3 protein-coding genes and 1 pseudogene are annotated in these 2,711 nt (G+C 58.8%); all 4 read right to left on the minus strand.

Going from position 1 to position 2,711, the window contains the following annotated elements:
* Positions 1-141: 141 nt before the first annotated feature.
* A complete protein-coding gene (locus Q1J43_RS01105) occupies positions 142-888 on the minus strand; it encodes a DotI/IcmL/TraM family protein (RefSeq protein ID WP_301100446.1) in 747 nt (248 codons plus the stop codon).
* A 1-nt stretch (position 889) separates the two neighbouring features.
* A complete protein-coding gene (locus Q1J43_RS01110) occupies positions 890-1,519 on the minus strand; it encodes a DotI/IcmL/TraM family protein (protein ID WP_301100447.1) in 630 nt (209 codons plus the stop codon).
* 52 nt (positions 1,520-1,571) lie between these two features.
* On the minus strand, positions 1,572-2,039 hold the full coding sequence (locus Q1J43_RS01115) for a hypothetical protein (RefSeq protein ID WP_301100448.1): 468 nt from the start codon (positions 2,037-2,039) through the stop codon (positions 1,572-1,574).
* Positions 2,040-2,251: 212 nt separating this feature from the next.
* Positions 2,252-2,711, minus strand: a pseudogene (locus tag Q1J43_RS01120) (hypothetical protein); the annotation flags it as partial.

The raw sequence follows: 2,711 nt of genomic DNA on the forward strand, positions 1-2,711 counted from the left end.
ATTTCTCGCGACAAATCACATCCCCGAATCAGTTTGCGATAAATTTTCGACCATAGTTCTCACCCGAATACCCTTAAGATAAAGTTTATAGCAGCCCCTAGGCTTTGCAAGGAACTTTTCGGCGCCGCCAGCGGACTCGTCTTATTGCAAGGCCCACTCCTTGATGCCGATGCCTGCCGAGTTCTTATTCGCCGGCACGCGCACCAGCGTGAGCTTGACCAGAGACTTCTGCTTCTGTGACACATTATTGTTCGTCATGTAGGTCATGATAACGGGCAGTTCGATGCGCCATTCATACTCCTGATCCTCATTTTCTCCCTGCGCGGTGATGACGGCGGTGTCGCGGGGGACGGTGGTAAGCACGAGCTGGCGGCTTTTGAAAGTCGCGCGGAGATCAAGGTCGCGGATCGCCTTGGTGAAACTTCCCCATCCTTCGGGGGTGAAACGGTAATATTGGGATAGGATCTGGCGGTCGAAATCGCCAAAGCCGAGCGTGAGAATCTCGACGGTACTGTTGGTCGCCCAGGACAGCACGGCCTCGTTGGTCAGGTTCGGGCCGGTCAGGGGCACAAGGTTCCGCACATCATGGTGCGGGTTGACCGCATGGTATTTGTAAATCGTCTGCACCACCGGCGCGCCGAGAATGATGACGCAAACCAGCGCTCCGATGGCGATGGCCTGCGCCTTTACCAGACCGACCAGACGCTTGTATTTGGCAATCTCGACATCGGGGTTGATGATCATGTTCTGCGTGGGCCGTTCGTCGCGCAGGAACCAGAAGAAATCGAGCGTCTTGACCTGCACCGCTTTGTTGGCGACCGCGCCTGCGGGCGTTGCCGAGGGTTTGGTTGCGACGGGCGTTTTTGGTTTTGGGGCTGCGGAGGGCATGTCAGATCGCCTTCGCCACCCACTGCTCGATGCTGATGCCGTCGGGGTTCTGCAGCGTCGAAACGCGCACCACCTGCAAAATCAACATGGCCCGTATGGGTCCGGGCGCCTCCTGCCCTTCGAATTTGATTGATACGGGGAATTGCAGATACCATGTATAGATGCCGTCCTTGACGAAGGCGTTCTTGACCTCCGGCGCGGCCTCGATCTCCATGTTGATGACGAGTTTACGCGCCTCGAGCGTTTCGAGTATGCGCGCCTCCTTCATCGCTTTGGTGAAGCTCTCCCAACCGGTCGGCGTGAAGTTGTTGGAGGAATCCTGCAACCGCTGGCGGTAATCATGATAACCAAGGCGCATGACTTTCTGCGCCGTGCTGGCCGACCAGGCGACGACCTCGGCCCGCGTGCGGTACGGTTCGTTGAGCGGTACGATGTTGATGATGCGGCCGTCGGAAGTGGTGGCGAAGAAGATATGCTTGGTCTCCATCGAAAACAGCATGGCGACAATGAAGGCCGTAAGCAGCAGAATGACCAACCCCTGAATGATGCTGATCCGCAACAACAAGCGATAGCCGTCCCGATAAAAGGTACTGCGGTTGGCGACCGTCGTCAGGGCGTCTTTAAGGGCCATGGAGAGTCTCTATATACTGGCGCGGGTCGAGGGACGAAAGGGCGAGTGGGCGTTAGACTTCTACTTTAAAGCTGATGTCGGGAATGCTGCAGCCCGCCGCATACTCTGACGAACTGCGACATGTTGTGCAAATGCGGTTCTGGCGTCCGGCAGACTGGAATTTATTAAGGCACATCAGACAAACGCGCAAGGCGGGATGTCCCTGATGAACCTCGACCGTTTCGATCGTAACGCGCCCGTTGGCGGCGGAAGCGGCGACAAACGAGGCTTTGGTGTCGTCGATCATGCGACGGCCCGGCTTGCGGCCAGGAGCCGTACGGCGCGGCAGGCCGAGGCGCACGGCACGGGTCATGATGGCGGCGGGAGAACGGCCAAGCTGTTCGGCGATCACCGCCGGCGACTGATTGCGCTCCCACAGTTCGCGCAGCAAGTCATCCTGATCCTGCCAGTTGGGCGTCCGCGTTTCTCCGACCGTCGTCTGGGCGGGCAGGGGGTCGGGCAAGGCGTCTGCGTTGGTCACGATTGCTGATAACTCCCACAACCAAAATGCCTAATCTGGGCAAGTTCTTTATATCGAAACGATTAAAGCTCTTCAACGGAACTTGCGCCAGAAGCTGTCGAACACAGCGACCTCACCATAGCGTAAGAACATTGGCAACACCTTAACCCTAACGGAAAAAGGCTGTGCCCACCGCGCCAAGGCAACGCATCATAGCCTTTTCTTGCGTTAAATCAAGCCGTTGCCGCAATTCGCGCCAACACTTCCTCGCGTCCCAACAGGGCCGCTGCGGTAAAGATCGGCGGCGAGACGGCGGAACCAGTGAGCGCCGCCCGCAAAGGCTGAGCAATTCCCCCTAATTTCAAGGCGTTAGCCTCGGCATAGGCCCGCGCTGCGTCTTCAATGGATTCGGGCGTAAAAGCCTCCAGTTCCGCCAAAAGCGCGGCCAGTGCCTGCAGATGGCCCCGCGCCTCCGGCGTCAGCAACTTCTGCGCCTTCTCGTCCGGCGGCAGGGCGCGGAAATAAAACAGGGCGGTGTCAGCGATGTCCTTGATCGTCTGCACCCGTGGCTTGATGTCCGGCAGGGCGCGGCTGAGCAGGCCGCGCTCCGCCGCCGTCAGGTCTTGCCCCAACGCCGCCGCCAGAAACGGCGCGGCGAGTTCGGCCAGACGGTCATTGTCGGCAAGGCCGAGA

The sequence above is a fragment of the Propionivibrio sp. genome (assembly GCF_029255185.1).
In the GTDB taxonomy this organism is placed as follows: Bacteria; Pseudomonadota; Gammaproteobacteria; order Burkholderiales; family Rhodocyclaceae; genus Propionivibrio.

What these genes read in the sequence shown, in the direction of transcription:
- Q1J43_RS01105 (WP_301100446.1), bottom strand. Translation starts at nt 888, where the DNA reads ATGCCCTCCGCAGCCCCAAAACCAAAAACGCCCGTCGCAACCAAACCC.
- Q1J43_RS01110 (WP_301100447.1), bottom strand. Translation starts at nt 1,519, where the DNA reads ATGGCCCTTAAAGACGCCCTGACGACGGTCGCCAACCGCAGTACCTTT.